Below are 26776 nucleotides of genomic sequence, written 5' to 3' on the forward strand. Positions count from 1 at the left end.
TGGCGGAACACTCGAAGGAGGAAGAAGCCCCTGGCCACGGCCTCGGGCACTCAGCGGGACTCAGGAGAACTCGCGGGATGTCGCACAGTCGGTGAAGGGCTTCACCGATGCGATGCTCGGGAGGGCCTGAAGGCGCCGAAGAAGCAGAAGCACACCGTTGACCGCGTTCTTCAGCGGCTGGCAGATGAGCACGGCTTCGAGCAGGCGTCGTACTCCACGGTCCGCGACTACGTCCGCAAGCGCCGTCCTGAGCTGGAGCTGGTGGCCAAGGAAGGTCGCCGTCATCTGGATGGCATGGTGCCGCGAGAGAAGCAGCCAGGCGAGGAGGCGGAGGTCGACTTCGCGGACGTGTGGGTTGACCTCTCCGGTCAGCGCCGCGAGTGTGTGCTGTTCACCTTGCGCATGTCGTATTCGGCCAAGGCTGTCCACTGCGTCTACGGCGTCGCAGGAGGCCTTTCTGGAGGGGCACGTCGGGATCGGTACGGCGGTCGCGGAGGCCGGCCTGACCGTCCGTTACACGACCACCTCGGCCCTGGTCAACGAGCTCGCCGAGGGCGATGCCGCCCGCCGTCTGTCCTCGGTGATCGCCCGTCACAGCAAAGTCGATCTTTTGTGTCTGGACGAGTTCGGCTATCTCGACCTGGACAAGAAGGGTGCCCATCTGCTGTTTCAAATCCGCACCGCACTCGAGAAATGCAAGGCCACCGCGGTGGCCACCAACTCGCCATTCGCTGAGTGGGACAAGACCTTCGCCGACCCCAGGCAAGTGGGTCACAACGTCGAAGCAGCACCTACGCATCACCTCGCCGACGCATGCCTCTACTGTGAGGCATGTGGAGTGCGGGGCCATCAGGACCTGCACATCAACTGAGGCATCAGGGGCGTCATGAGCAGCATGTGGGTGGGCGAGAAGGTGCGCTTGCGAGGCGTCGAACCGGACGACTGGGAAGGATTCCGGGCGCTTGCCCAGCACACCGTGGACGTTCGCAACGCGGATTTCGTCGAGCCGCCGCGCTCGGCGGAGAGTTTCCGGTCCTGGACCGCCGAGCGCGCCGGGCGTGCACCAGGAGGCGAAGCCTTCCGGCTGGTCATCGAGACAGTAGCCGATCAGGCCTTTGCAGGATCTGTGACGGTCGGGGAAACCGACCCCCGCGCAGGAAGGTTCAAGACAGGAATCGTGGTCACCCGCGACCATCGTGGCAACGGTTACGCTACGGAAGCCACTGAGCTGATCCTCACCTACATGTTCGCCGAACAGCGGTACAACAAGTGCGAAGTCGAGGTCTATGCGTTCAACGACGCCTCGCTCGCGCTCTACCGCAAGCTCGGCTTTGTCGAAGAAGGACGGCTCCGGCAGCACGAATTCTTCGCGGGCAGCCACCATGACGTCGTACTGATGGGCATCACCGCCGACGAACACTGGGCCGCTCGCCAACGCCCGTCAGTGCGCTGACCACGGAGCAGCCTGACCGCGACAACAGAACCGGGCCCTTCTGATCCGCGCCTGTCAGGGACACGGCTTCAAAGGGCCCGGAACATCAAGTTGCGGCGTCCGCGCCAGCCGCTCGCTGCCGACACTCGCAGTGGTTGTGCCGGGATTCTGGTAAGCAGGTCACCGGCCCGAGGTGTCGTCGTCAGGGGGTTGCTCGCGCCGAGGCTTCGGCGGCGGCTCGAAGTGCACGCGGATCTTCTGGAAGCCCTTGAACGCCTCGGTGGCGGCGTAGGACTGGTAGGCGCGACGGTCAGCCGCGGTGAGGTTGACCCGGTCAGTGAACGGCGTCAGCAGGCTGCGCGGCCACAGTCGCAGGAGCCGTACGGCTCCGACCTCGGCAGCTGTCAGGAAGATGAGTGCCCCCAGGTACAGCCAGGCGAGCAGCCCCAGGACGATGCCGAACATGCCGTAGGTGGCTGTGGCCCCGCGCAGGACGTGGTTGACGTAGTAGGTGCCCCCCCACTGCAGCCCCTGCCAAGCGCAGGCAGCGCCCAGCGCGACGACGACGAGCCCGCGCAGCGGCAGCGCCCGATGCGTCAGCAGGCGGTAACTCATGACGAGCAGAGAGGCGTTGAGGCACACGGACGCCACCGTGGCGGCGATCCAGGCCCCGCCCCGCAGCCGTGCGCCGAACAGGTACGTCTGCGAGGCCGCCACGGACAGCAGGGTGAACGCGCACAGGCCGAGTGCCAGTATCAGCAGGAACAGCAGTCCCTTGAGCCGTGAGCGGAACGGGTCCGGCCGGGCGTGCCGGGGCACTGCCCAGATCTTGTTGAGGGCGTACTGGGCGGCCTGGGCGACGCCGAGTGACCCGTAGAGGCTGCCCGCGATGCCCACGGCGAGGGCGGCTCCGCTTCCGTGGAAGGAGTGGATGTTTCGGACGATCTGGTCACCGATGACGGGGAACTCGCTCAGAGCCGAGTCGAGGACCCGCTGCCGCAGGGCGGGATCGTCGCTGAGGAAGGTGCTCAGGACGGCGACGAGGATGAGGAGGAGCGGGAAGAGGGAGAGGAAGCCGTAGTAGGTGAGCAGGGCGGCGAGGTAAAGGGCCTGGTCGTCGTAGAACTTGTACAGCACAGCGAGCGGCAGACCCACCCAGCGGTGACGTCTTTGATAGCGGTCCAGACGCTCGTGGAGTTTCATGGCTCGCGCCTACCCCGAGGCCCGAGGCGTTCGTCGTGCCAGGCGATGGCGCGTCCGATCTCCGGTACGCAGCCCGGTCCTGCAGCCCAGTTGCTCAATGCTGAGGACGGGCGGTCCGGTGGTCAGGGCCCGGTTCGTCTTCGCTGCCCACAGTTCCTCATACGTGAACAGGCGGTGTCGGCAGTTGTCCTGCATGAGCGCGAAGCGAGCCTCGCTGCACGCCGTGATGAGCCGGAGGCCGTCGATCCAGTCGTTGTCGGAGTTCACCGAGGACGAATCGGGCACGTAGCCGCGCACCGCCTCGCTCTCGGCGAAGGCGGCTCCGCGCAGGTCGCACAGCTCCAGACGGGTCTCCTCCGTCTTTCCGTTCTTCCTGTCCCACATCTTCATCGGTCTCGCCACATGTGCTGGGAAGAGGCGCCGCGGCTTGGTGCCGTCGCCACGTGCTTCATTGATCAGTGCCCTGACCGCCGAGGGACGAGTCCGACCGGTTCCACGGTCGTGGGACGCCGGACCCTGACACCGCAGGGAACGTTCCGACAGCACCCCGAACGTCCAGCACGGCTGAAGCGGCAAGCCGCCGATCGGCTACGACAAGGGGAGCATGGTCGCCGACATCCGTGTGTCGACCGAGGGCCTCGGTCACGACCGCATCGCAGGCGATCAACGAGGCACGCCAAGGCCTGTCCGTCCTGGAAACTCACCTCAAACTGGCTGAACAGGCCGGCTGCGAGGCCGGAGAGCAGCAAGGTGCCCAGCCGACCCCCGTGAGGCCTCTGTCGGCGGTGCACGAGACGGCCGAGGGGAGGTCGTGCACCCCTTCGCCCGTTCAGGGTGCCCATAGTCCGTTCCTCCTCACTCCCGTCCCAGCGGTCCTGGGTACCCCTGCGGGCACCGCTCACTCGCGCAGCCACGGCCACCGGTTTGTCCATAGACGGTCGGCCGGCTGAGCCTGGGCGTGGCCTTCGCCGCTCCGCACCCTCCTCGAGGGCGCTGTACAGGGTCCAGGTCGCCGCCAGGTTCTCCTTCAGACACCGGCTGCCGGACGAGCGCAACGCCGTGGACGTCTCCCCACGGCTGCCACGCCGGAGGCGGTTGCGTACCTGGTCGCCCCGCTCGGGGATGGTGTGAGCGATGCCCCGCCGCCCCAGCCGGCTGCGGATCGCATTCGAGCTGTAGCCGTTGTCGCCCAGGACGTGCGAGGGCTGCACCCGGGGCCGTCCCGGGTCGGTGTGGCGCACCCGGATCGCTTCCACCACGGCGGTGAACTGGGTGCGGTCGTTGGTGTCGCCGCCTGTCACGGTGAAGTCGAGCGGGCGGCCGGCGCCGTCGCAGGCCAGGGGGATCTGGCTGGTCAGGCCACCTCGGGAGCGTCCGAGAGCCGGGCTGCGAGAGCCGGTCTGCGGAGTCCCCTCTTCGGGCGTCGGCGGCGTGCTGGTGGGCGCGTACGATGTCCGCCCAGCGGTTCGCTCCCGCACTGACCGACCGGCTCATGTCCTTCCGCCGCATCGGCTACGGCAGCCAGGTCACCGACCGCCCAGACGAGGGGACCGACAACCTGGATGAGCCACTGCCCGGCCCTGGCGCCGTGCAGCGGGTCTCAGCGACGTGTCGCCAACCACCGCCACGGGTTGTTGCTGTCGGGAGCAGACCAGGCAGCACACCGCCGCGTCGTCGCCCCTTGCCCCTTTTCTGTCATGGGGGTGTCGGCGGCTGTGACGGCCTGTTCTCGTCCTTGCCGCGGGCGTGCGGGGCCGCGGTTCGTCCTGGTGATGTTCCTGTGCGCATCCGGCGCGGCGGGCCGGCCGAGGCGGTCGTCCTTCGGGGCCGGGCCCGCTGGACGGGTCTGGCGCCGGCACCCGTAGACCTGTGCCTCGGCGTTCCACCGGGGCCCTGAAGGTCAGGGGGTGAACTCCTCGTCCAGGCGGTCGATGGCCCCGTCGGCACCGAGGTGGTACTTGAAGACCAACCCGCTGTTCGGGTGGGCTTCCAGCCAGTCGAGGAACTCCTGCACACCGATGTGCTGGTTCGCGCTGCTCTCCACAATCGGGTTGGTGGCGGTGATGTAGGCCGCCTGGTCCATGGGCATGTACGTCTCTTTGCCCACCGCATCGAAGGGCGCGCCGTCGGAATCGCCGGAGGGGCAGCCCCAGTTGCCGTACTTGACGATGAGGCTCAGCGAGCCCCCTTCCGGGGTGTAGCCGTAGACCGACACCTCGTCGGGGGAGATGGGCATCTTGTGGTCGCATCCGTCGTCACTGCCCGTGCCGCCGGAGGCGATCGGCGCGGCCGGTGCCGAGGATGCGGGTGCGGGGGCCATGGTGGACGACGTTCCGCCGGTGCCTGCACCGGTGCCCTTCGTGGGCGTGCCCACGGGCTTGGCCGCGGGCGTCGGGGAATCGGTCTTCGTGCCGCTGCCACCCGGCTGTGCCGCCGCGGTCTTGCCGTCGGCGGGCGTGGCCGTCGAGGTACCGTCTCCGTTACAGCCCGTGAGCAGCACCGCGAGGACGGCGACGGACGCGCTCATCAGGGTCGTGCGGAGGACGGTGCCGGGTCTGTGGCGGTCGGACTTCGTGGTCGTTGCCATGGTGATCCTGTCTGGTGAGTGGCAGTTGCCGTCTGACTGTCGCAGCCACATACGATTTCCGGCCATTCGGCGGTTGCCGCCGCGACGTGGTCGTTGCCGGGTCGTGACACAGACACGCGCTCACCTGCGCCGCCACCCCGTCGTGACGACCGCCGACCGGCGGGACATCGGTGTCAGGACGGCTCGCAGACCACCAGGTGGTCGGCGCGGTGGCGTCGTCGAGCAGCAGCGAAGTCACTTGTCGGTTCCTGCCAGGGCAGCACCGAGGTGCTGGTGCAAGGTGCTGGTCATGCCCGTGGCTGTCGAAGGTCGAGTTCTACGGTGATCCGGCCTGACTGTCGCGGCGGCATGTCGATGCGGGAGCTGGAGCGCAGGTGCGGCGTGACGTGGCGGACGGTGCGGAAGGCGTTGGACTCGGGCCCGGCCGGAGCCGCAAGAAGCTGCCGCAGCGGTCACCGTGTAGCGGCGGTCCGAGCCAGTCGTCGGGTGCGGGGCAACGGGCACAGCGACGGCATCGTGCTGCGCCGGTTCCCAGCCCCATTCGCAGCCGATGCCGTCGCCGTCGCGGTCGAGGGGAGGACCATACCTGGGCTCACCGCGCATGAGACGGTGAGGACGGCCTGGCGGCCGGGCCCCAGTTGAAGGTGGTATTGGCGTACGACTGTGGACAGGAGGCTTCGGACGTCAGTGCAGCGGACTCCGGAGGCTGATGTTCCATGACCCGTAGTCGTCGTCGTGAAGGCTGACGTGGTGTTCGGGGAGGGTGTCGGTGCCGTGGCACGTCAGGACCAGTACGAGGTCCCCCGCTACCTCACTGGTACCGGCACGTCATGCTGGCCGTGCTCGCCCGCGCCCTCCTCGCGGTGACGGCCGTGCGGGAGCGCGAAGGCGGCGGTGCGGCGGTCAGTTCCTGCCGATGCGGTCGTACGGGACCGGGGCGGGACCCGGCTCGCCGGGCTGCCGCCCGGGTTCGTACGGCAAGGGCTGCCTCGCGGTCGGGCGCGGCCGGACGGGCCACCACAGGGAGCGGCCGAGGAGCGCGGCGAGCGCCGGGACCAGCGCGACGGACAGAACGAACGCCGACAGCAGGATGCCGAGAGCCGTCGCGAAGCCGATCTGCTGGGTGGACGCGGCCGGGTTCACCGCGAGGCTGCCGAAGGAACCGGCCAGCACCAGTCCGGCGGTTGCCACGGCCGGTGCCGTGTGCCGTACGGCGCGGGCCACCGCCGAGCGGGCCGGGCCCGGGCGCTCCATCTCCTCCCTGATGCGGTCACTCATCAGGATGTTGTAGTCCGTGCCCAGGGCGACCACGAACAGGAAGAGCACCAGCGGCAGGGTGAAGTTGACGCCCGCTTCGCCGCGCAGATGCTGGAACACCAGGGTGGAGGCGCCGAGCGTGGCGGCGAAGCCGAGCCCGACGGAGACCATGAGCACCACCGGTGCCAGCAGGCTGCGCAGCAGGACGAGCAGGATCAGCGCGATGAGTGCGGCGGCCACGGGAAAAACCAGTCGAAGGTCCTCGGAAACGGCGGTGGAGATGTCCGCGAAGATCGCCGCCGTGCCGCCGACGTGTGCCTCGGCGCCCGTGGGTGTGTGCCGGGCGACGGTCGCCCGCACCGGCCCGGACACCAGGTCGCGTGCCTTCTGGCTCTGTGGTTCGGCGTTCAGGTAGAGGCTGATCCGGGCCGCGTCGCCCGCCTTGTCGTAGACGACCGGAGTCACCTGGCCCACGCCCTGCGTGCGGCCGAGCGCCTTGACCAGGACGTCGACGCCGTGCCGGTCGAGGGCGCCGCCGTCGCCGCTGGTGACGTAGACGTCGGTCGGATCGGACACCCCCGCGGGCAGGGCGCGGGAGATCTCCGCGGCGGTGGCCGCGGCCGGTGTGTCACCGCCGCCGCTGCCGGTGCTGTAGTCCATCTTCATGCCCGCGGTCCCGGCGGCCAGCGCTCCCAGCAGGGCGAGGGCGCCGACCGTGACGGCGAGCGGTCGCCGGGCGACGGCCTCGCCGAAGCGTCCGGCCGAACCCTCGCGCGGCGCGCGCTTCAGGGCGCGGGAGGGCCAGAACATCCTGCGGCCGGTGACCGCCAGCAGGGCGGGCATGAAGGTGAGGCTGGCCAGCAGCATCACCATGACGGAGATCGCGACGGCCGGACCGAGCACCCGGAACTGCCCGAAGCTGGCGACACCGAGGGTGGCGAAGGCGGCGACGATGGTGAGCGCCGCCGAGGTGATCGCGGAGCCCACCCGCCCCGTCACCTCACCCGCGATCTCGCGGGCGCCGCGTTCGGGCTGCGCACGCAGCCGCTCACGGAAGCGGAACAGCAGGAACAGGAAGTAGTCGATCCCGATGCCGAGCAGTACCACGCTGATCAGCTGCGGTGTGCCCGGGTCCAGCCTGATCCCGGTGAGCAGCGCCGCGCCGACCACCGCACCCGCGGCGGCCCCGCCGACGAGGCTGACCGCCAGCAGCGGCAGCAGCGCCGCCAGCACACTACGGAACACCAGGACGTTCAGCAGCACGATCAGACCGATGGTGAGTGCCCCGGCCACTGCGCTCGTGGTCTTCTCCGCCTCGTCGCTGTCGACGAGGTCGGCCAGACCGCCGGCGAATCCGGTGCGCAGTCCGTACTGCGCGTACCTGCCGGAAGCGGTATTCCGGAATTCCTTGAAGACATTCTGCAGGCCGGGATCGGTCGAATTACCGGAAAAGCCGACGGAAAAGACAACGAAAGCGCGGTGGGGTGCGACCGTGCCGGGCGCCACCTTCGGCGTCTGGGAATAGTCCTTCGCCAGGAAGCCGGGGACGTCCTTGGACTTCGGCATGGTCACCCGCTGCCTGCCGAGCGCCGCCGCGGCCGCCTCCGCGCGCTGCTGATCGGCCGCGCCGAGCGGCTTTCCGTCGGCCCGCTTCACCAGCATGGTCACCGCATTGGCGTCCGGCTTGATCCCGAACTTGTCCTCGGCGACCTTCAGCGCCGCAGCCGAGTCGTACGTCTCGGGCAGGAAGTCACCGAGCTGGCTCTCGGTGACCCGGTACATCAGTGCCTGACCCACCACGGTCAGTCCTATTCCCAACAGCACCCAGAGGGTGATGACTTTCCACGGATTTCTCGTGGAGAATCCGGTCAGGGCGCGAATCACAGGGACTCCCGTTCGAAAGCGATCTCGGACAGTTCCCTTCCAGCACATCACCGGAATGCGCCGAGATCGTACGCGCGGCGGACGAAAAGCCGTACGGGGCCCTGGGGCCGGCCGTCCGCCGGACCGGGACCCTGGTCCTGGTCGGGCTTCCCCCCTGGGGCGGACCCAGAGGCTGTGGCGCGCAGGGACAATGGCACAGCAGACACCGGTGCCGGGCGGACGCTCCGGCACCACAGCGGAGAGCAGCGAAGAGAGGACCACCATGGCGACGCGTCGCAGCACCGTGCCGATGCGTCGGGGACTGCGAGGGCGCCTCTTTCCGCCGGACGCCGACCCCCTGCCGTGGACCCGCAACGACGCCCTGCTGACCGTCGGTGCGGCCGTCGTGGACCTCGTCGGATACACCGCGTTCCCGCAGGTCGCCGGCGTGTCCGTATCAAGTGTCGGCGTCCTGCTGCTGATGGTGTCCGCGCTGCCGCTGCTCATGCGGCGGCGCTTCCCGCTCACCGTCATGACCGTCAGCCTGGTGCTCGGCGCGCTGCTGAACCTGACGGTGCCCATGGAGCAGCACTTCGGCGCCACCCTGACGGTCGCCCTCTACTCGGCCGCCCGGACCGGCCGTCCATGGGCGACGGCCGCCCTGACCATCGGGGCGATCGGCGTCACCCTGCTCACCCCGGACCTCGCCGCCCCGCGCGGGTTCCTGAACGTGACCAGTGCCTGCGTCGCCGCCTGCGTGATCGTCGCCGCCGCCCTCGCGGTCAACCGGTGGCAGCAGGAGACGGAGGCCAACCGCCGACTCCTCGCCGACCGGGCGGTGGCCGAGGAACGCCGTCGCATAGCCCGGGAACTGCACGACGTCGTCGCCCACCGCATCACCACCATGCAGCTGATGGCGGGCGGGGCCCGTGCCAACCTCGACCACGACCCCGGTGTCGCCCGGGACGCCCTGGTCACCCTGGAGGAGTCGGGGCGGCTGGCCCTGCGCGAGATGCGGCAACTCCTCGACGTCCTGCGGGCCGACGAGGACACGGCGGCCGACCGGCACAGCGCCCCGGAGGCTCCGCAGCCCGGCCTGGCCGACCTCGACCGCCTGATCAAGGAGTCCCGGCAGGCCGGACAGCCCGCCGAGCTGACCGTGGACGGCGATCCCGGACGGCTGCCCCCGGTGGTCGGTCTCACCCTCTACCGGATCGTCCAGGAGGCACTGACCAACGCCCGCAAGCACGCCGGGCCCGACGTCCCGGTGAAGGTCAGCCTGACCTGCCTGCCGGAGCGTGTCCGCGTGTCCGTCACCGACCGGGGCGCGACGGACGGCGCGGAGTTCGCCCAGGCCCCCGGCGTCGGCATCGGCACCGGCACCGGATACGGTCTGATCGGCATGCGTGAACGGGTCGCCCTGTACGGCGGCACGCTGAAGGTCGGGCCGCTGCCCGAGGCCGGCTTCCGGGTCCTGGCGAGCCTGCCGCTGGATGCTCCGACAGGCGAGGACAAGGAGAGCTGACCGGTGAGCGGGACCGACACCGTGGACGGGGCCGTGCAGGACGCGAGCGAGCGTACGATCCGGGTGCTGATCGCGGACGACCAGCCGCTCGTACGGCGCGGGCTGGCCCTGATCCTCGGCCCCGCCCCGGCCGTCACCGTGGTCGCCGAGGCCGAGGACGGCGAGCAGGCCCTCACGCTGGCCCGCGCGTACCGTCCCGACGTCGTGGTGATGGACATCCGGATGCCCGTCCTCGACGGGGTGGCCGCCACCGAGCGACTGGCCCGTGACCTGCCCGAGTGCCGGGTGCTCGCCCTCAGCACCTTCGACATGGACGAGTACGTGGTCGCCGCCCTGCGCGCCGGCGCGTACGGCTTCCTGCCCAAGGACAGCTCGCCCGAGGACCTGGTGGCCGCGATCCGCACCGTCCGTGCGGGCGAGGCCGCCGTCGCGCCCCGTCTGCTGACCCGGCTGATCTCCGCCTACGTCAGGACCGAGCAGGTCGCGCCCCCGGGCCGCCGGAGGCCCGCGGCCGGAAAAGCCGACGGTCTCACCCCACGCGAGGTGGAGGTCTGGCGCCTGCTGGCCACCGGCCTGGACAACAACGAGATCGCGGGCGCCATGGAGATCAGTGTCTCCACCGTCAAGAACTACATCACCAGCATCTTCGACAAACTCGGCGTCCGCGACCGGGCGCAGGCCGTCATCGCGGCCTATGAGTCGGGACTGGTGACGGCCCGGCAGGCGGACGACCCGGACTGAACCGGCAGTCCTACGGGCCGGGACGACGTGCTGCCGTGCCATCCGTCGCCCCGCCTCGGGCAGGAGCCGCCGGCGGTCGGATTTCTCTGCGCCGGTGCGGATGCGGGTGTTGAGCAGACGACGACATCGATCACGGCCCCGACAACCAGGCGAACCTTGCGTGATCCGGCACCACTTGGAGCACACCGCACACCGCACTCTGCACGCGAGCCCGTGACAGGAGGAGAGGCGGTGCAGCAACCCTGCGCTGTTCGGGGCTCTTCGCAGATCGGCTTCCCGTGCACCTGTCGGCGCTGAGCTTCCTCGTCGGCAACGCGTCGTGCGGCTGGTCCCGAACTTCCTCCTCACTGCGAAGGGACCGCTCCGGCCATGGGGCCGCGCCAAGGCCGCAGGAGGATCCGAGCGCGACCATCAGCGACACCGGCGGGCGTTGAGCCGGGCGGCCTGGCGCGTCAGGTAATCGCGCTCGGCGATGTTGGGCGCCTTGTGGGCCGCCTCGGCGTACAGCCGTGCCGCCGTCGCCAGGTCGCCGTCGCGCTCGTGGAGGTACGCCGCCACCGCGGCGTGGCGGGGCAGCGAGGCGTCCAGCGCCGCGAGCGCCGCCAGCCCGGCGCGCGGTCCGTCGGCCTCGCCGACGGCGACTGCGCGGTTGAGCCGGACGACCGGGCTGTCGGTCAGGCGCACGAGCTCGTCGTACCACTCGACGATCTGCACCCAGTCGGTCTCCTCGGCGGTGAGCGCGTCAGCGTGGAGGGCGGCGACGGCGGCCTGGGCCTGGAACTCGCCCAGCCGGTCGCGGGCGAGTGCCGCCTGCAGGATCTCGACGCCCTCGGCAATCAACTCGGTGTCCCAGCGGCCGCGGTCCTGCTCGGCCAGCGGCACCAGGCTGCCGTCAGGCGCGGTCCGGGTGCCGCGCCGGGCATGGTGGAGCAACATGAGGGCGAGCAGTCCCGCCACCTCGGGGTGGTCGACCTGGGCCGCGAGCTGCCGGGTGAGCCGAATGGCTTCGGCGGCGAGGTCGACGTCGCCGGAGTAGCCCTCGTTGAAGACCAGGTAGAGGACGCGCAGCACGGTAGCGACGTCGCCGAGCTGGTCGAACCGCACGCCGGAGACGGTGCGCTTGGCACGGCTGATCCGCTGCGCCATGGTCGCCTCGGGCACCAGGTAGGCCTGGGCGATCTGACGGGTGGTGAGCCCGCCGACAGCACGCAGCGTGAGCGCGACCGCGGACGACGTTGTCAGCGACGGGTGGGCGCACAGGAAGTAGAGCAGGAGCGTGTCGTCCACCGCAGGCGTGGGCCCGGGCGCCGGCTCCTCGACGACGAGGTCCTCACGCCGGCGGCGGGCGACGTCCGCCCGGGTCTGGTCGAGGAACTTGCGCCAGGCCACGGTGACCAGCCAGCCCTTCGCATCCCGCGGCGGGTCTGCGGGCCAGACGTGGACCGCCTCGACCAGAGCGTCCTGCACGGCGTCCTCGGCCGCCGCGAAGTCGGCTCCGCGGCGGACGAGGATGGCGAGCACGCCCGGCGTGAGGCTCCTCAGCAGGACCTCGTCCATCGATGAGGTCACTCCGTGATGGTGGGCGGCGCGGCCAGGAACGGGCGCACCTCGAGCCACTCGTGGATCGGCTTCCCACCCGCCCCAGGGGCGGCCGACAGCTCCCCGGCCAACTCGACGGCCCGCTCGTAGCTGTCGACGTCGATGATCATCCAGCCGGCGATGAGGTCCTTGGTCTCGGCGAACGGGCCGTCGGTGACCGGCGGGCGCCCCTCACCGTCGTACCGGACCCATGCCCCCTCGGGGGCGAGCGCCTGGCCGTCGACGAACTCGCCGGTCTTCTCGAGCCGGGCCGCGAAGTCGTTCATGTACTGCACGTGCGCCGAGATCTCCTCCGGCGTCCACCGGTCCATGGGCACGTCGTTGACCGCTGCCGGAGCGCCGCGGTAGTGCTTGAGCAACAGGTACTTGGCCATCGTGTTTCTCCTCGTGCTGGTGCGACCCATTGTGGTCGCGTTCACCTCGGGGACGGAGCCGGTCACGGATTCTCGACATCGCCGGCCAAGATTTTTTTGTGATCCGTCTGTTTTCGGGGAGACGGCGAGCAGGTCGTGTCCGTACCCCTGTATCCAGGCCCCACAGAGGTCGTGGTCGGGGTTGGCGGGGCCGTGGGCCGGGTCCGGCGCCAGATCGGGCGGTGGCCTTCCCGGCCGACCCGGTCGAGGCGGTCGTGGTCGGCACCGTCACCGGCGGCCAGTGCTCCAGCGGGCCAGGACGCCGGGGAAGTGCCCGGTGAGGTCGTCCCAGGCTGTCGGTGTGCTCATGCCTGGTCGCTCGTGCGCCGCGCTCGGAACGCCGCTGCCTTGACCCGGTTCTGGCAGGCGGTCGAGCAGAACTGGCGGCCGGCGTTGCGGGAGGTGTCCACATAGACCCGGTCGCAGCGGGGGGCTGCGCAGACCCCGAGGCGTCCGGCGTAGTCGCCGCCGAGGGCCATGGCGAGCCCGGTGACGCAGCCGGCGCTCCAACCGGCGGCATAGGAGTCGTCGGCACCGTGGAAGTGGACCTGCCACGGCTCCCCGGGAGCCCGGTCGAGCTGGGGTCGGGCGCCGGTCTCCCGCAGGAGTGCGTTCAGGGTGGGAGCCGCGTCGTCGAGGCGGTCGGTGGCCGCGGCCTCGAACACGGCGCGTAGGGCGCGGGCGGTCTCGGCCAACCGGTCGGCCTCGCCGAGTCCCAGGTCCGGCCCGGCGGAGAGCGCCGCGCGGACCGCCCCGACCCGCTCGGCGCCCTCGGGGGCGAGGTAGCGACGGCCTCGCGCCTCACCGTCGGTCAGCGCGTTGACAAGCGCCACCGAGGCATCGAGCAGGGTGCGCATGTGACTGTCGAACAACACTTGACCAGTTACCTTTCGCCTGCCTACGGTATCCGTCACTGACAATAGATGATTGACCAGTGACGGGAGGGCGCTGTGCCGCGTTCCGAACCGCTGCCCCGCACCGTCCGCCTGCTGCTGCTCGCCCGGGTCGTCAACCGGCTCGGAGCCTTCTCGCTGCCCTTTCTCACCGCGCTGATCCGCGCCGACCACGGCGCGAGTCTGACCACCGCCGGGCTGGTCAGCGCCGCCTTCGGGCTCGCGACGATCCCCTCGCGACTGGCCGGTGGAAGACTGTCCGACCGGATCGGCCGGCGCACGACTGTCGTTCTCGGGCTCTGTGCGTGCGCCGTGGCACAGTTGGCGATCGCGGCTTCCGCGTCGCTCACCTGGGCGGTCGCCGGGGCGGTGCTGCTCGGGCTGGCCTTCGAGCTCTACGAGCCGCCGAGCCAGGCGATCATCGGCGGGTCCGTACCGGAGCGGCAACGGGTGCGCGCGTTCAGCCTGTTCAGCGCCGCGCTCGCGGCGGGTGGCATGGGCGCCGGACTGCTCGCCGCGCTGCTCGGGCGTTGGGACCTGCGCTGGCTCTTCGTCACCGACGCCGCGACGTGCCTGGCCTGCGCGCTGCTGATCCGGCTGGCCCTTCCCCACGACCGTCCGGCACCGCCCGGAGTGCACCTGGACGACATCGCCGTGCGACCCCTGCGGGACCGAGCCCTGCTGAGCGTCCTGGCCACCGGAACCGCCTACGCCCTGATCAACCAGCAGACCGTGATGACCCTGCCGCTCGCGCTCGCGCGGCAGGGCCTGCCCGCCGCCGACGCAGGGCTGTTGTTCACCGCCGCCGCAGCCACCATCGTCCTCGCCCAGCCGCTGGTCCGGCTGCCCTGGGTGAACCGGCTCACGACGCCCGTCGCCCTCGCCCTCGCCCATCTCCTGCTGGCCGCGGGGCTGACCGGCTACGCGCTCGCCCGCACCCTGCCGGCGCTGCTTGTCTCGGCCGCCGTGTGCAGTCTCGGAGACCTGCTGGTCATGGGCCGCGTCTACGCGCTCGTCACCGACCTCGCGCCGCCCGGTGGAAGCGGCCGTTACCTGGCCGTCTTCGGTACCAGCTGGGGCGTCGCCGCAACGCTCGCACCCGTCCTCGGCACCCAGTTGCTCGCCCGAACGGGGACGGCCACACTGTGGTCCACGATGGCTGCGCTCTGCCTGCTGCTCGCCGTGCTGCATCTCCGGGTGACACCGCAGTCACCCGGTCTCCGCAACGTCGCGGAGGCGGTTGGCCGCCGGGTCCCGGGCGCTGCGTAGGGGCGGTCCGCCCGCTGGATGACCACGCGGCGGCGGCGAGGGCTGAGCCGCGCGGCCTGTGAGAGTGTCGACGACACTTCGATCCACTGACGGACCCGGGCGATCTTGCCGTGCCGGACCGGATCGTCCTCGCGGCCGTGCCGGACCCCACGCACCCCGAGCCGATCGCCGCAGAAGGCCTCGGACTCCTTCCCGGCACCTGCCATTCACCGGTCCTGGGGTTGGCCAGACACCTGTCGACGGGCATGCCCTCGGCGGTGGTGACCAGGTGGAGCCGCAGTCCCGGGAGGAAGCGGGGCATTCATGCAACGCGTGCTTCCGCAGAACCGTTGAGCCGGAACTCGCGTGTCGACAGCACGCCTTCGGCAGTTCGGGAGGCACCCGGACTGGGCCGCATTCGCCGCTCACGAGAAGCGACAGCACCCCAATCACCGGCAGACGACCGTCCTGAAGTCCCCGCCCCGCATCGACGCATGGCTGCGGATCCGGCGTGCCGGAGAACGGGCGCGGGCGGCATTCGCGCCGGGCCGAGCGATCCGTAGCGAGACGTGCGGCGGCAGCGCGCCTGCGGACACCCGAACCGCAAGACGTAGCCCGCCGCCCAGGTCTGACTCTCCATCGACCAAATCAGGGTGCGGGACGAGCCGGACGGCAGATAGCTTCGCCCGAATGACAGCCATGCTGAACGATCCCGTCCGGGCGCTGCTCGATGCTCCGGTGCCCGCCGTCCTCGCCACTGTCAACCCGGACGGAAGCCCGCAGACGTCGGTGGTCTGGGTCGGCCGCGACGGAGATGACCTGCTCATCTCCACCGCTGTCGGCCGTCGCAAGGAACGCAACCTGCGCCGCGACCCCCGTGCCAGCCTGACCGTCTACGATCCGGCCGACCCGTTGCGCTACGCCGAAATACGCGGCCTCGCCACAATCACCGAGGACACCGGCCGGTCTCTAGCGGTCACCCTCGCCGAGCAGTACGAAGGCCCCGGCGCCGGCCAGGAGTACCTCGACCTCCCGGCAGACATTCTCCGTGTTGTCGTCCGTATCAGCCCGACCAAGGTGGTCGGTACCGCGACCGCCTGACCGATCACCACCGGACCGCCTGTGCGACAGCGGGGGACATGAAGACACCCGGCACTGTCGGTGTCCCCACAGAGAAGCGCGAGGACGCCGACAGGGCCGACCGCCCCCCGCAGCCCCGTCCGAGGGTGGCCTCGGACGCGGCCGGCAGATCCGCGGCTGGCGTCACCACGAGTCCCGGGACCGGAAGTGTCCAGCCATCGTGAAGCTGTGGTCCGAGACCTGGGCCGAGTTCGTATCCTTCCTCTCCTTCGACGGCGAGATCCGCAAGGCGTTCGCGCCCCGCGGACACTTCCCGGACGAGGCCGCCGCGTTGAAGTACGTCGACATGGCGCTGATGAGCACCGGCCCGACCGGCAAGGGCTGCAAGCGGTGGACCATGTTGTAAGGCGCCTTCGAACGTCTTCCAGATCGCTTCCGAAGGCCGCCTCACCCGGCCGGCAACTGCCCCCTGAAAACCGACCTCGGCCGCTGAGTTGACACACTCGTAGGCGACCTTGAGTATCGTGGCGAGTCCGATGGCGATCGATCTACCACATGGAGTCACGAAGCCATGGATGTGCGGCTCACTGCTGAAGGCGTGGACGGTGCGGACGAGTTACGGTCGCTTCTTGCCTGGCTGACCGACGTCGACGAACGGCGCGGTCGGACGGATCTGCTGGAGAGCCATCCGGCCGCCGGCACGTCGGGTCCCGTTGCCGACGGCCTGCCGGTGGCGCTGGGACCAGGCCGGGCGGCCACCGCGTTCTCCACCGCTCTGGTCTCCTGTCCGGCACCGGCGCAGTGAGGTGCACGTGAAGATCACGCGGCCGGGTGGGGCCTGCATCGAGCTCTCCGCGAAGCGAACGCAGCTGCTGAGCGCCGACGAACCCAGGACCCGTATGGATGACGTGGCTGGAATGCTGAGCAGCGCCGGGCTCGAGGGCTCGGACGACCGCAGCGTCTCGTCATGACAGGACTGTCGGGCTCGGGCGTTCGTATCCTGCTGCTCGGCACGGCCACACACCCCGGGCCGACCCTCACCTCGGTGCCGGCGGTCGCTCGGACGGTGGAGGCCCTGCAGGAGCGCCTGGTGGCCAGGTGTGGTGTCCCGACAGGCCAGATACGCACGATCATCGACCCGGGCACGGCGCAGGAGATGGCCACGGCCATCGCAGAAGAGGCCCGGCAAGCCGAAACCGCGTTTCTGCTCTACTACGTCGGGCACGGTCTGATCGGGCCCGCGGACAAGTTGTACCTGGCGGCCAGCAGCACCGACCGTCTCACCCCGGGCCTGGCCGCCCACCAGGCACTGTCGCTGTCCGCGGTACGGGAGGCACTGACCGCCTGCCGTGCTTCGTGCGTCATCGTCGTGCTGGACTGCTGCTTTTCCGGTCGGGCCCAGTTGGGAGGCGGCCGGACGCCGCCCCCTTCGTTGGCGCTGCCCGCGGCGCACGGGATGTATCTGATGGGGTCTGCGGAGCAACTCGCCCTGGCTCCACAGGACGCGCCCCATACGGTGTTCTCGGGGGAGCTGATCAGACTTCTCGATGAGGGCGATCCGCGCGGACCGCGTCTGCTGACGCTGGATGCCGTCTACGACTACCTGTTCCGAGCGTTGCGGGCCAGAGGCGGGCCCCTGCCCCGGCGCCAGGTCGGCGATCGGTCGGGTGACCTGGTCATCGCGGTGAACCCGGCCCAGGCAGCGGTGACCGGGCCGGAGGAGGAAGAGCCAGATCCGGCCTCCGGTCCTTGCCCGTACCTGGGACTGGAATCGTTCACGGTGGACGACGCGGAGCTCTTTCACGGCCGGGCCCGGCTCGTGTCCGAGGTGGTGGCCGCATCGGCGAAGTCCGTGGAGAACGGACGGCCCCTCATCGTGGTGGGGCCATCAGGCTCCGGCAAGACGTCACTTCTTCACGCGGGCCTCCTCGCCGGGTTGCGCCGCGGAGCCCCGCAGCTGCCCGGATCGAGCGGCTGGCCCTGGGCCGTGCTCACCCCCGGCGAGCACCCCGTGCGAAGCCTGGCCGCCGCGCTGCACCCGGACGGCGTCGAGGGAAGCGAGAGCCTGCTGGCAGACCCGGCCTCGGCCGTGGCGCTGGTCGCATCGCTTCTGGAGGGTCGGCCGGAGGGCCGGCTCGTGTTGGTCGTGGACCAGGTGGAGGAGCTGCTCACCGTCTGCCGCAGCGAACGGGAAAGAGCGGCGTTCCTGGAAGCACTCACCGCGGTCGCCGAGTCGGGGCCGGGGCGTGGCGCCCTCGTGGTGATGGCGTTGCGCGCCGACTTCTACGGTGAGGCTCAGGCGGTTCCGGAGCTGGCGGCTGCGCTGCGGGACAACCAGGTACTGGCCGCCCCCATGAGCCTGGAGCAACTGCGCGATGCGATCGAACAGCCTGCGGCCATCGCCGGACTGAGCCTGGACGACGGTCTGGTGGACCTCCTGTTGCATGAGCTGGGGGCGGCCCATCTGCCAGGTCCGCAAGCCGGAACGCTTCCGCTGCTCTCCCACACCCTGTGGGCCACCTGGCGGCAGCGCAGCGGTACTCGGCTGACCGTCGCCGGGTACCGGGACAGCGGCGGGATCACCAGAGCCATCGCCAACACCGCCGACGAGACGTACGCCAAGCTCGACGAAGCGGGCAAGAACGCTGTTCGCCGCATGATGCCCCGCCTGGTGCGGATCGGCGACGACACCGTGGACACCGCCCGCCCGACCGACCGGACCGCACTGCTCGACGGGTTGCCCGACCCGCACACGGCAGAACAGGCCCTGCACCGGTTCGCCGAGGCCCGGCTACTGGTCCTGGACAAGCACACAGTGCGCATCAGCCATGACGCCCTGCTGCGCGCCTGGCCGTTGCTGCGCCAGTGGATCGACGCCGACCGTGACTGGTTGCGCGCCCGGCAGCAGATAGCCGCCGACGCCGACGCCTGGTGGCATGCCGACCGGGACCAGTCGCTGCTGTACCGGGGAACCCGGCTGGCGGCAGCACAGGCCAGCGCTGAGAATGCCAGTCGTGCCGTCTCCGACACGGACCCGCGCCTGGCGGCATTTCTTGCGGAGTCCCGGCGGGCCGAGCACCGCGCGGCCCGACGTCGCACCGCTGTGCTCGCAACCCTGGTCGTGTTGTGCCTGCTGGCCGTCAGCGGGGGCGCGTTGGCCGCCGTGTACCAGGTGCAGGCGGCCACCCAGCGCACTCACGCCGTGGCCCGGCTTGTCGCCGCGGAAGCCGACCGACTGCGCGACACCGATCCGGGCCTGGCCAAACAGCTGAGCATCGTCGCCTACCGGATGGACCCCGGGACGAATACGGCGCCGCTGCTGGCGAACCTGGAAACCCCCGGCGTCTACGACGGCCCGGAGACGGTCTTCGACATCGCGCAGAGCCGTGACGGCGGCACGCTGGCCCTGTCCACCGGTCCCGGGATCGCCCTGTGGGACGTGAATGGTCATGCCAAGGGCCGCATCGGACTTCCCGGTGCCGGCCCGGTCGTGATGAGCCCGAACGGACGGCTGCTCGTGGCGTCAGCGACAAGCAACGGCCCGCGCCGGGCCACCGTCGGTTTGTGGAATGTCACCGACCCGACACGGCCGGTGGCAGTCCCCGTACCCCCGCGCGAGTCCACCGGCGTCACCTCGCTGGCCTTCAGCCCCGACAACCACCTGCTCGCTCTCGGGACGGCCACCGGTGCCATCCACCTGTGGGACATGAGCAACCCTGCAGCGCCGCACCCCCTGCGGGACCTGACCGGTCACACCGCCCAGGTGGACTCGCTGGCCTTCTCCTCGTCCGGCACGGCACTGGCCAGTTCCGCCGCTGACCACCACGTCCGGCTGTGGAACTTCTCCGACCCGTCTCGGCCCGCCCTCGCATCCGTGCTGGACGGTGCCCCGATCGGCCAGGACCTGTCTGCTACGCCCATGCGCAGGGTGTCCTTCCGTCCGGACGGCGACGTCCTGGCGGCGCCGGGGGACGGCAACGCCAGCGGACTGCGACTCTGGAACGTGCGGGACCTCGCCCATCCGGCACTCCTCACGGCGCAGGACGACAGTCTCGACGACTGCCGCCAAGGTCTGGTGTCAAGCGCGTTCAGCCCTGACGGCAAGACGCTGGCCACCGAATGCAAGGACCAGCTGTACCTGTGGGAGGTCGACAACCCCTCACATATCCAAGAGGTAAACGATCTGGAGGAGCCGGAACCGACGTTCGCCGGAGGCGGGACCGCGATCTTCGGCCCGCACGGCAACCAGCTGCTGCATGCCACGACGCGGGGAGTCCACCTCTGGGACGTCGACAACGCGCCCCAGCTCGGCGCGGCGTCCACCTTCGGCGGGTCACCGTCCGGCTTCCTGGTGGCCGCGCAGTTCAGCGGCGGTCCCCGGCGGCTGATGGCGGTGCAGGGCGCGAGCGACGGCGCGCTGTGGGACCTGACCGGCCCAACACGGCACCACAAACTGGCCGACCTGCCCGGAAGCGGCAACATCGGAGCGGCGGCCGCCGCGTTCAGCCCCGACGGCGGCATCCTTGCCACCAGCGATCTGGACGGAGACCGGATCGTCCTCCACCTGCGCAGCACCCGGCACCCCCGCTCGGCTCCCCTCGCCACCGTCAGCAGCTTCGCCAACGGCGTCGGAGCCCTGGCCTACAGCCCGGACGGCCGTGTACTGGCCGCCACCGACAACATGTCCAACGCCAGGCAACCAGCTCCACCGGCAGTCAAACTGTTCGACGTCACTGATCCGCACCACCCGCGTCAGATCGCCTCGATGCCCGGCAACGTCTTCCATCTCGCGTTCGCGCCCCACGGCCACCTGCTGGTGGGCAACACGGCCGACACACTGCTGCTGTGGAACGTTTCCGACCCGCACCACCCCGTCGCACAACCGACCCGCCGCCTGACACGCGGATCCGCGGTCTCCGAGTCGGCATTCCGCCCTGATGGCAAGCTCCTCGCCGTCACCGACAGCGCCGACACCACCCGCCTGTGGCATGTGGACCACGACCGACTCGAAGGCGATCCGACAGTGGTGCGCACGGTCGGCTCGGGTAGCGGAATCGCCTTCGATCCCGACGGCCGCACACTGGCGTTGACCAGCTCCGGCAACCTCAACACCTACACCGGACAGGTCAACGGACACATCGAACTGTGGGATGTCACCGACGCGGACACACCCGCCTTCCGTGCAGGATTCGCCTACCACGGCATGGCTCTCGGCGGCGGCGAGCTCTCCTACAGCACGCAGGGAAAACCGCTTCTCGTCAGCACCAGCCGCACGGTGGATGTATGGAACACCGACCCCGACGCCGCCGTCCGGCAGCTCTGCCTGAGCATCGGCGACACCATTACGCGGAACCAGTGGTCCAAATACGTCCCGAACACCGACTACCAGCCGCCCTGCCCCACCTCATGGTGATGAACGGCCCTGACACACATGGGGACTGTCAGAAGGAAGACTCGAGGCCCGCGGGTCGCGGGGTTCGTCCGGGACCGGCGGCCGGACGCGGTGGCCGCGCTCGCCGCGGGCCCGGTGGTGGTGGAGCGGCCGGCCTGCGACTGGACGGCGGACCCGCGGATCGAGGCCAAGTACGAGGAACACGCTCGGGAGGCGTTCCCCCCTGTCGACGCAGAACCCCTCGCTGTCCGGTGGCTCGGGAGTGTCATGAGCGATCAGGAACGTCTGTTCAAGTGGCGCGCGGTGAGCCACAGCGGGGAGCGCCCCGGCCCTGTACCGGCCTCGGTAGCGTGACCGCTGTGATGGTGGGAACCGAAGAAACCCGGCTGGTCGTGCTGCGCGGCAACAGCGCCTCGGGCAAGTCGTCCATCGCGGCCGGCCTCCGTGAGCGGTTCGGCCGTGGCCTGGCCCTGGTCGGCCAGGACAACCTCCGTCGCATCGTGCTGCGCGAGCGTGACCGGCCCGGGGCGGCGAACATCGGTCTGATCGACCTGACGGCCCGCTACGCGCTGGACGCCGGCTATCACGTCGTGGTCGAAGGCATCCTCTACGCCGACCGCTACGGCGGCATGCTCGCCCAACTGCGTGCCGACCACCGCGGCCCGACCCACGGCTACTACCTGGATGTGCCGCTCGGCGAAACCCTCGCCCGGCACGCCACCAAGCCGATCGCCGATGATGTCCACGCGACGCAACTGCGCGACTGGTACCGGCCGCTCGACCTGCTGCCCGGCGGCATCGAGACCGTCATCGGCGCCGACAGCACCCTGCACGAGACCGTCGACCGCATCATGCGCGACACCGGTCTGGCCCGCCTGCCCGCACGGGATCGCTGACCGGAGCCTGTTGCGACGGCAGTTCGGTAAGCGGGTCAGTGCGCTGCGCCGCGAGGGTGCGGGACCCGGGTACACAAGAGCCGACCGTGGACCTGAAACTCGGGCCGTGGGAACCGTCCGCCGCGAAGACCGCCGCGGCGGGATCACGGTCATCGCGGACGGCAGCCACGACGGCACCGGTCTGGTCGTCCCGCACCGCCGCCAACCCGACCAGACCGAACTGCCCGCATGGAAGGGCGAGCACAACACCTTCCACCGCGAGGTCCGACCGCGTCGAGCACGTCATCGCGCGGATGAAGACCTGGAAGATCCTCCGCGACTGCCGTCTGAAGCGACGGCGCGCACACCGAGATGCTCTGCATCGCCCGACCTCACAACCCCCGCCCTCATGGCATGACTCCCGCCCCCACACCACCCTTCAAGAGCGGCCCAAGGGAGACGACTTCCCACCTTGCCGTCCAGGAGGATGCTCAGTCGAGACAGAACTCGTTGCCCTCGATGTCCTGCATCACGATGCACGACTCATTGACGCCGTCGGCACGCAGTAGTCGCACGCGGACCGCACCGAGCGCGACCAGTCGTGCGCACTCGGCCTCGAGTGCGGCGAGCCGCTCTTCGCCCACGAGCCCGGTGCCGACCCGCACGCAGAGATGCACCCGGTTCTTGACGACCTTGCCCTCGGGAACGCGCTGGAAGTACATTCGCGGGCCCGCCCCTGAGGGATCCATGCAGACAAACGCTGAACCCTGACGCTCAGGCGGCAGCGAGCGATTGAAATCGTCCCACGTGGCAAACCCCTCCGGTGGCGGCGGTACGACGTACCCCAACACCTCGCACCAGAAACGAGCGACGCGCTCAGGTTCTGCGCAGTCGAAGGTGACCTGGAACTGCTTGATCGATGACATCGGCGCACCATAGCAGGGGGCTCCATTGCTCACCTCCCGTTTGGGATCTGCACGTTGATGGGGGAGTGGTCCTTGCCGGCCGCTGTTGTGTCGTGCGGCCAGGGGGTGACAGCGACTGAGGACCGGACTCCCACCCCCGCCGGCCTTTGGCCATCTTGGGCACCAGGTGATCAGACCGGACAGCCCGCAAGAACGCAGCCCCGGCGGCGTACCCCGCGCAGGCCGCGGCGGACTGCCCGCCGCCCGGTGGGACCCAGGGCCCAATCCGACCAACCACCCTCCTGCCGAAGACCAGTCGCCCCTGCTGAAGTTGAGGGTGCGGGATGGGCGGCGCGGACGCGGACGGGGATCGGACGCGCGCTCAGCCGGTTGCGCCTCGGCGGGGCCGCCGCGCCCGTGCCGCCGTCAGTGCGGCGGCGACGAGGCGGGGGACGTCGGCGGGGGAGAGGTCGGGGCGGGCGCGGTGCAGGCGTGCGGGGTGGTGTCACCGGAGGCGGAGGCGTCGCGGGCGACGTCGACGCCGACTTCCAGCTCGGGTTCGCACCTTGGCCACGACGGCGCCGCCGTCGGAGGGTGCGGGCCATGGAGCGCCGCGATGATGTAGCGGGCCAGCGGGCCAGCGGGCCATCGGGCCCCAGCCGGGCTCGTCGACGGAGCGGTCGGTGCTTGGGCGCACGGCCGCGCGCTCTCCTGCAAGGATGCCGGGCCGAGGCATCGCTGAGCGCCGCCCCCGCGGGTCCGTGATCCGGTATCGGGGTCTGCTCGCACCTGCGCCTCTCACTGAGGCGGACTCAGAACGCACTCCGGAAACCCTGCCGACCAAGATCGCCGAGCATAAGGCCCGCGACTCAACTCACTGAAGCGATCAGTAAGGAGGCACGGCCCGTGGCGCCACCGCTGTTCGCGCCGCCGCCACGAATGCTGCGATCGCCGGGTGGGTGCCGCCCCCCGCGCGGAAGGCGACCTTCGAGCGGCGGAAGAGGGGCAGCCGGGTCAGGACCACGTTCTCGGGGGCGGGTGCGGTGGCCATCTCCGGTACGAATCCGGCGCCTTGCCCGATGGCAGCCAGTGCCAGGACCGTACGGAAGTCGTTGACCTGATGGCGGATGCGCGGCTGGAAACCGGCCGCCTGACAGGCGCGTACAGCCATCGCGTGACCGGTCGTGCCGTCCCGGGCCGTGATCCATGGGGTCGTGGCCCACGGTCCGAGCAGCTCCGCCAGCGTGTCACCGCGGGCGGCGGGACCTCTTGCGGGATCGGTGTCGGTGGCGGCGCCCGTGGCCAGGTACATCGGCTCCTCCAACAGGGGCACCTGGTCGACCGTGGTGTCCGGGGACGCGGGCACGAAGTCGTAGTCGTGGACGAGGGCCACGTCGAGTTCGCCGGCGCGCAGGCCGTCGGAGACCCGCGCCGAGTCGATCTCCTGCACCATCGGTTGCAGCGCGGGATGCCGCCGAGCCAGTTCGGCCAGGGTGGCGGGCACGATCGCGGGGCCACCAGAGGGGAACGTCCCGATCCGCAGCGGCCCGCCGATGCCCTCGCGTGCCCCGGCCAGCTCGGAGACCGCCAGTTCCAGGCGTTCGAGGACCGCGTCGGCGTGGGTGACGAGGGTGCGGCCGGCGGGGGTGAGCACCACCCGTCTGCCACTTCGTTCCAGCAGGGGCACGCCCGCCTCGCGCTCAAGCACGCTTACGCATAAGCGAAGAAACATGAACTGGATCTACTGGGTTAGTGTCGGTCAGGCTGGACGCATGAAGCCCGAAGCAAACCTCACCGGCCTGTTTGTCCCCTTGGTGACCCCGTTCACCGACGACCTGCGCCTCGACCCGGACGCGCTCGCCTGGCTTGCCAATGAGGCACTGTCGGTCGGCGGCGCTCGCGGACTCGTTGCCCTGGGCACCACCGCGGAGGCGGCCACGTTGACCACGGAGGAGAAGCAGGCCGTGGTCCGTATCTGCTCGGCCGCTTGTCGGGCACACGGAGCTCCGCTGATCGTCGGCGTCGGCACGAACGACACCGCCGCCGCCATCACGACACTGCGGGAGCTCGCTCAGAGCGGTGACGTCGCCGCGGCGCTGGTTCCCGCGCCGCCCTACACCCGGCCCGGTGAAGCGGGAACGCTGGCGCACTTCACGGCACTCGCCGAACACGGGGGTCTGCCGCTGGTCGTCTACGACATCCCGTACCGCACCGCTCAGCCCCTCAGCACCAGAACCCTGAACGCGCTCGGGCACCTACCGCCGGTCGTCGGGGTCAAGTACGCGACCGGCGCGATCGACGCAGTCGCGATGGAACTGCTCGGCTCGCCGCCACCGGGCTTCGCGGTGCTCGGCGGCGATGACGCCGTCATCTCGCCGCTGCTCGCGGCGGGCGCCCGCGGCGGCATCCTGGCGTCGGCCAACGTCCGCACCGCTGACTACGCCGAGCTCATCTCGCTGTGGCAGCGCGGCGCCGCCGGACCGGCCCGCAGGCTGGGGGCCGAGCTGGCCCGGCTGTCCGCCGCGCTCTTCGCCGAGCCGAACCCGACCGTGATCAAGGGGGTGTTGCATGCCCAGGGCCGTATCCCCAGCCCGGCCGTCCGGCTGCCGCTGCTGGCCGCCTCCGCCGATTCGGTCCGGCGAGCGGCAGACCTGGCCGCCGCCAGGACCCCCCAAGAGACCGCGGCCTGACACCGGCGGGGCATCGGGCCCGTGGCCCCCGGGGGAACCCGGTGGACTTCGACTGCAAGCCGATGGGGCCCGCCCGCTCCCGCGCCACCACACTCCGCACGGGGGCGAGCTTCCCAGGCGGCCGAGGCGGCGGTCGATCCACAACATGGACCTGCCAGCGGCTGTGATGATGAGGTCGGAACGGTGGCCGAATGACGGATGAGATCCGGAAGACATACCTGCGGGCGGTCGAGAAGACGGTGCACCTGCGGGCCACAGAGCAGGTAGCCCGATTCTGGGAGACCGAGTCCGTGCTCCCCGGGATGTCAGTGGGTTGGCCGGCCACCTTGTGCCTAGCGTCCTCCAAGGCCAGGAAACCGGCGTTCTGCCGCCGGTGCCAACGGGGTTGGTGCGAGGCTGATGCGCGGTCCCGTGCTCGGCGATCTTGGTCGGCAGGGCTGCCGGAGTGCGTGCTGATCTTGTTCCTGACGACCACTGACTCCTCCGTGGACGGCTCGCACGTCCGGGCCCTCAAAGGGGGGCTCACACCGGACCTTCACCGGTCGACCGCGGCCGCCGGGGCAGCAAGCGCCATGTGATCACCGACCGGCACGGAACGCCCCTTGCAGTGTCGGTAACCAGCGGAAACCGTCACGACGTCACCCAGCTCATGCCCCTGCTGGACGCGATCCCCCGCATCCGCGGCCTGGTGGGCAGGCCACGTCACCGACCACGGCGGCTGTTCGCCGACCGCGGCTACGGCTACGACAAGTACCGGCGCTTCCTCCGCGCTCGCGGCATCACACCCAAGATCGCCCGCAAAGGCACCGCCCACGGTTCCGGCCTGGGCAGGACCAGGTGGGTCGTCGAGCGCACCTTCGCCTGGCTCCACCAGTTCAAACGCCTGCGGATCCGCTATGAGATACGAGCCGACCTCCACCTCGGACTGCTCCAACTCGCCTGCAGCATCATCTGCTTGCGACGACTCCGAACCTCATTCTGAAATGATCAGTAAATAGGTTGGGCCGACCGCCCCCCGCTGGTACCGTCTGAGCAGCCGTGAGAGAACGCGAGGAGGTGAGACCCATGAAGGC

General features: G+C 70.3%; 24 protein-coding genes and 2 pseudogenes. 14 read left to right on the forward strand and 12 right to left on the reverse strand.

Annotated features, from left to right (window positions below; genetic code table 11):
• Window positions 1-60: 60 nt before the first annotated feature.
• Window positions 61-285, reverse strand: a complete 225-nt coding sequence (locus tag K7G59_RS35470) for a hypothetical protein (RefSeq protein ID WP_374114317.1) — start codon at window positions 283-285, stop codon at window positions 61-63.
• 70 nt (window positions 286-355) lie between these two features.
• On the opposite strand from K7G59_RS35470, the gene K7G59_RS32705 reads away from it, so the two are divergent.
• Window positions 356-871 carry an ATP-binding protein gene (locus tag K7G59_RS32705; RefSeq protein ID WP_374114318.1) on the forward strand — a complete coding sequence of 172 codons (516 nt, stop codon included), beginning with the start codon at window positions 356-358 and terminating at the stop codon, window positions 869-871.
• A gap of 15 nt (window positions 872-886) precedes the next feature.
• Window positions 887-1453, forward strand: a complete 567-nt coding sequence (locus K7G59_RS32710; protein ID WP_225840325.1) for a GNAT family N-acetyltransferase — start codon at window positions 887-889, stop codon at window positions 1451-1453.
• A 159-nt stretch (window positions 1454-1612) separates the two neighbouring features.
• Here the strand turns inward: K7G59_RS32710 and K7G59_RS32715 are convergent, their stop codons facing one another.
• The 6 genes from K7G59_RS32715 to K7G59_RS32740 form a co-directional block, all read right to left on the reverse strand.
• On the reverse strand, window positions 1613-2635 hold the full coding sequence (locus tag K7G59_RS32715; RefSeq protein ID WP_225840326.1) for a YihY/virulence factor BrkB family protein: 1023 nt from the start codon (window positions 2633-2635) through the stop codon (window positions 1613-1615).
• 9 nt (window positions 2636-2644) lie between these two features.
• Complete coding sequence (locus K7G59_RS32720; protein WP_308295115.1) at window positions 2645-3025, reverse strand: hypothetical protein; 381 nt, start codon at window positions 3023-3025, stop codon at window positions 2645-2647.
• Window positions 3026-3090: 65 nt separating this feature from the next.
• Entirely contained in the window at window positions 3091-4113 is a 1023-nt protein-coding gene (locus tag K7G59_RS35475) for a transposase (protein WP_374114319.1), read from the reverse strand.
• A gap of 422 nt (window positions 4114-4535) precedes the next feature.
• Window positions 4536-5222 (reverse strand): hypothetical protein, encoded by a 687-nt coding sequence (locus tag K7G59_RS32730; protein ID WP_225840327.1) that lies wholly within the window; start codon window positions 5220-5222, stop codon window positions 4536-4538.
• A 234-nt stretch (window positions 5223-5456) separates the two neighbouring features.
• Window positions 5457-5825, reverse strand: a complete 369-nt coding sequence (locus K7G59_RS32735) for an excalibur calcium-binding domain-containing protein (RefSeq protein WP_225840328.1) — start codon at window positions 5823-5825, stop codon at window positions 5457-5459.
• 300 nt (window positions 5826-6125) lie between these two features.
• Window positions 6126-8363, reverse strand: coding sequence for an MMPL family transporter (locus tag K7G59_RS32740; RefSeq protein WP_225840329.1), 2238 nt, complete (start codon window positions 8361-8363; stop codon window positions 6126-6128).
• 262 nt (window positions 8364-8625) lie between these two features.
• Here K7G59_RS32740 and K7G59_RS32745 point away from each other — a divergent pair, with 262 nt between their 5' ends.
• Window positions 8626-9867 carry a sensor histidine kinase gene (locus K7G59_RS32745; RefSeq protein ID WP_225840330.1) on the forward strand — a complete coding sequence of 414 codons (1242 nt, stop codon included), beginning with the start codon at window positions 8626-8628 and terminating at the stop codon, window positions 9865-9867.
• Between the two features lie 3 nt (window positions 9868-9870).
• Window positions 9871-10608, forward strand: a complete 738-nt coding sequence (locus K7G59_RS32750; protein WP_225840331.1) for a response regulator transcription factor — start codon at window positions 9871-9873, stop codon at window positions 10606-10608.
• Window positions 10609-11019: 411 nt separating this feature from the next.
• Here K7G59_RS32750 and K7G59_RS32755 read toward each other — a convergent pair whose 3' ends face one another.
• The 3 genes from K7G59_RS32755 to K7G59_RS32765 form a co-directional block, all read right to left on the reverse strand.
• Complete coding sequence (locus K7G59_RS32755; RefSeq protein WP_225840367.1) at window positions 11020-12165, reverse strand: RNA polymerase sigma factor; 1146 nt, start codon at window positions 12163-12165, stop codon at window positions 11020-11022.
• Window positions 12166-12173: 8 nt separating this feature from the next.
• Window positions 12174-12581 carry a YciI family protein gene (locus K7G59_RS32760; protein WP_225840332.1) on the reverse strand — a complete coding sequence of 136 codons (408 nt, stop codon included), beginning with the start codon at window positions 12579-12581 and terminating at the stop codon, window positions 12174-12176.
• Window positions 12582-12925: 344 nt separating this feature from the next.
• On the reverse strand, window positions 12926-13495 hold the full coding sequence (locus K7G59_RS32765) for a CGNR zinc finger domain-containing protein (protein WP_225840333.1): 570 nt from the start codon (window positions 13493-13495) through the stop codon (window positions 12926-12928).
• A 75-nt stretch (window positions 13496-13570) separates the two neighbouring features.
• Between K7G59_RS32765 and K7G59_RS32770 the strand changes: the two genes are divergently transcribed.
• The 8 genes and pseudogenes from K7G59_RS32770 to K7G59_RS32805 all read left to right on the forward strand — a co-directional run.
• A complete protein-coding gene (locus K7G59_RS32770; RefSeq protein WP_225840334.1) occupies window positions 13571-14782 on the forward strand; it encodes an MFS transporter in 1212 nt (403 codons plus the stop codon).
• A 669-nt stretch (window positions 14783-15451) separates the two neighbouring features.
• Entirely contained in the window at window positions 15452-15862 is a 411-nt protein-coding gene (locus tag K7G59_RS32775) for a PPOX class F420-dependent oxidoreductase (RefSeq protein ID WP_225840335.1), read from the forward strand.
• A gap of 199 nt (window positions 15863-16061) precedes the next feature.
• Window positions 16062-16247: a transposase gene (locus tag K7G59_RS32780; RefSeq protein ID WP_225840336.1), complete on the forward strand. Its 186-nt coding sequence runs from the start codon at window positions 16062-16064 to the stop codon at window positions 16245-16247.
• 165 nt (window positions 16248-16412) lie between these two features.
• Window positions 16413-16646, forward strand: a complete 234-nt coding sequence (locus K7G59_RS32785; protein ID WP_225840337.1) for a hypothetical protein — start codon at window positions 16413-16415, stop codon at window positions 16644-16646.
• 162 nt (window positions 16647-16808) lie between these two features.
• Entirely contained in the window at window positions 16809-21254 is a 4446-nt protein-coding gene (locus K7G59_RS32790) for a caspase family protein (protein WP_225840338.1), read from the forward strand.
• Window positions 21255-21272: 18 nt separating this feature from the next.
• A complete protein-coding gene (locus K7G59_RS32795; protein WP_225840339.1) occupies window positions 21273-21587 on the forward strand; it encodes a hypothetical protein in 315 nt (104 codons plus the stop codon).
• 8 nt (window positions 21588-21595) lie between these two features.
• Window positions 21596-22129, forward strand: coding sequence for an AAA family ATPase (locus K7G59_RS32800; RefSeq protein ID WP_225840340.1), 534 nt, complete (start codon window positions 21596-21598; stop codon window positions 22127-22129).
• A 107-nt stretch (window positions 22130-22236) separates the two neighbouring features.
• Window positions 22237-22507 (forward strand): annotated as a pseudogene (locus tag K7G59_RS32805) (transposase family protein); the annotation flags it as partial.
• Between the two features lie 92 nt (window positions 22508-22599).
• On the opposite strand, the gene K7G59_RS32810 reads toward K7G59_RS32805, so the two are convergent.
• Together K7G59_RS32810 and K7G59_RS32815 are read right to left on the reverse strand one after the other, a co-directional pair.
• Window positions 22600-23034 carry a VOC family protein gene (locus tag K7G59_RS32810; RefSeq protein ID WP_225840341.1) on the reverse strand — a complete coding sequence of 145 codons (435 nt, stop codon included), beginning with the start codon at window positions 23032-23034 and terminating at the stop codon, window positions 22600-22602.
• A gap of 865 nt (window positions 23035-23899) precedes the next feature.
• Window positions 23900-24721, reverse strand: a complete 822-nt coding sequence (locus K7G59_RS32815; protein ID WP_225840342.1) for a LysR family transcriptional regulator — start codon at window positions 24719-24721, stop codon at window positions 23900-23902.
• Between the two features lie 64 nt (window positions 24722-24785).
• Here K7G59_RS32815 and K7G59_RS32820 point away from each other — a divergent pair, with 64 nt between their 5' ends.
• Window positions 24786-25703 (forward strand): dihydrodipicolinate synthase family protein, encoded by a 918-nt coding sequence (locus tag K7G59_RS32820; RefSeq protein ID WP_225840343.1) that lies wholly within the window; start codon window positions 24786-24788, stop codon window positions 25701-25703.
• 365 nt (window positions 25704-26068) lie between these two features.
• Window positions 26069-26685 (forward strand): annotated as a pseudogene (locus K7G59_RS32825) (IS5 family transposase); the annotation flags it as partial.
• Window positions 26686-26776 lie beyond the last annotated feature (91 nt).

The sequence above is a fragment of the Streptomyces sp. NK08204 genome, assembly GCF_020400585.1.
Taxonomy (GTDB): Bacteria; Actinomycetota; Actinomycetes; order Streptomycetales; family Streptomycetaceae; genus Streptomyces.